General features: G+C 66.7%; 2 protein-coding genes. One reads left to right on the top strand and one right to left on the bottom strand.

Going from position 1 to position 2,286, the window contains the following annotated elements; genetic code table 11:
* Nucleotides 1-29 precede the first annotated feature (29 nt).
* Entirely contained in the window at nt 30-692 is a 663-nt protein-coding gene (locus tag ACTHL0_RS26030) for a DUF2239 family protein (protein WP_440569956.1), read from the top strand.
* Nucleotides 693-1,151: 459 nt separating this feature from the next.
* Here the strand turns inward: ACTHL0_RS26030 and ACTHL0_RS26035 are convergent, their stop codons facing one another.
* The gene (locus ACTHL0_RS26035; protein WP_440569957.1) at nt 1,152-2,153 is read right to left on the bottom strand and encodes an LLM class flavin-dependent oxidoreductase; all 1,002 of its coding nucleotides are present in this window, start codon (nt 2,151-2,153) and stop codon (nt 1,152-1,154) included.
* Nucleotides 2,154-2,286 lie beyond the last annotated feature (133 nt).

Consider the following 2,286-nt stretch of genomic DNA (forward strand, 5'->3'; position numbering starts at 1 on the left):
TCATCTGCTGATTTTTCCTGGAGCCCGCTATGTCGCATCACCCCGAGCCTTCGTTGTTCACGCTGTTCGACGGCCACCGCCATCTGGTGTCCGGCACGCTCCCGACCGTCGCGCTCGCCGGCAAACATGCGCTTGCCGATGGCGCCGCGGGCCCGATTCTGATCTTTGATAACAGGACGGGGCGCTCGATCGATGTCGATACGCGCGGCTCGGACGAGCAAGTACGTGACCGGTTGAGCCGCGAACCGGGCGCCTGCGTCCCGATCGAGGAAGATGCGCCGATCGATGCGCCGGCGGAGCCGTCAGAGAGCGGCGCGCCGCGAGGCCGCGGCCGGCCGAAGCTGGGGGTGGTTGCGCGCGAAGTGACGCTGCTGCCGCGCCATTGGGAGTGGCTGGGGACGCAGCCGGGCGGGGCGTCGGTGGCGCTGCGCAAGCTCGTGGACGAGGCACGCCGCAAGCACGCACAGCGCGACGAACGGCGGGCCGCGCAGGAGCGCGCCTATCACTTCATGTCTGCGATGGCCGGCGATTTGCCGGACTTCGAAGAAGCTTCGCGCGCGCTGTTTGCCGACGATGCGCAGCGTTTCGATGCGCTGGTGCTCAAGTGGCCCGCCGATATTCGCCGTCACCTGGGATGGCTCGCGTTTGGCGACCTCACGCAACCCACGCCTGTTGCGGAGCAGAGCGCCTGATTGGCGCTTGGTTGGCGCGCTATTTCGGTTGCGTACTGCTGGCAGGTGGGCGCCGTGCGATCGGATCGTGCGTGGGTTTGTCCGGCCGCTTGATCGGCATGTTGTCGGGGTTATTCGCGTTAGCGCCGCTGGCGGGCGGTTGCGGCGGTTGAACCATGGATGCGCCGACATCCGTTGTTGCCCGCTTCGCCCAAGCGGAACCGGCCGCACCGGCGATGCATGCGGCGACACAGGCCAGCGCTGCCCGCCGCGCCGCCCGCTTCTGTTTTCGATCGATCGAATTCATCATTCGCTCCCAGGCAGTGGGCGCGCCTAGCTCATGCCGCGCTTCCCGCCAAACCAACCCATCGAGCAGCAATTCGAAGGCCCGCCGGTTCCGCCGATCCGCCGATCCGCCGATCCGCCGATCCACCGATCCACCGATCCGCGGCAGCTTGCACGCCGCATGCCGCGCATGGCTCATTGCGCGGCCGGCGCCCCCATGAGATCGCGGACTTGCGCGCCGATTTCGTACGATCGAAGCCGGGCAGCGTGATCGTAGATTTGCCCGGTGAGGATCAGTTCATCGGCTTGGGTCTGGGCGATGATCGATTCGAGCGCCGCGCGCACCGTGTCGGGACTGCCGACAGCGGCGCAAGCCAGGGAGTGTCGTACACCGGCCAATTCCATCTCGGACGCGTCCAGTTGCTCGACGGGCGGCGGCAATTGCCCGGGTGTGCCGCGTCGCAGGGCGATGAATTGCTGCTGCAGCGACGTGAAAAGCCGCTCGCCTTCGGCATCCGTTTCGGCGGCAAACAGATTCACACCGACCATCGCATAGGGCTTCGCGAGTGCGGCCGACGGACGAAATTGCGAGCGATACACGTGCAGCGCCGTGAGCAGATGGTCGGGCGCGAAGTGCGACGCAAATGCGAAGGGCAAACCGAGCCCGGCGGCCAACTGCGCCGAAAACAGCGAGGAGCCGAGCAGCCAGATCGGGACGTTCAAGCCGGCGCCCGGCACCGCGCGCACGCGTTGGCCGCTGATGGGTTCGGCGAAATAACGCTGCAGCTCGACCACATCCTCGGGAAACCGCTCGGCGCTTTCGTGCATATCGCGGCGCAGCGCGCGGGCTGTCGTTTGATCGGTACCGGGGGCGCGGCCCAGGCCTAGGTCGATCCGATCCGGGTACAGCGAGGCGAGCGTGCCGAACTGTTCGGCGATCACGAGCGGCGAGTGATTCGGCAGCATGACGCCGCCCGAGCCGACGCGGATGGTCTTCGTGCCGCCGGCGATGTGGCCAATCACGACGGACGTCGCCGCGCTGGCGATGCCGGGCATGTTGTGGTGTTCGGCGAGCCAAAAGCGGCGATAGCCCCAGCGCTCGGCATGCTGGGCAAGATCGAGCGAGTGGCGGAAGGCATCGGCGGCCGTTTGGCCCAGCGGGATCGGGGAAAGGTCGAGAACCGAAAACGGAATCATCGTGGGCAAGCGCTGCGGGGGTGATCGACGCCTGGATGCATGCGCGTCAAAACCGTTCAGCGACAGCAAGGAAAAGGGAGAGGGCATTGTGCCAAACGGTCCGGATCCTCGCTGGCGACGGAGAGAAAGCCCT

Source organism: Trinickia sp. (assembly GCF_051961175.1).
In the GTDB taxonomy this organism is placed as follows: domain Bacteria; phylum Pseudomonadota; class Gammaproteobacteria; order Burkholderiales; family Burkholderiaceae; genus Trinickia.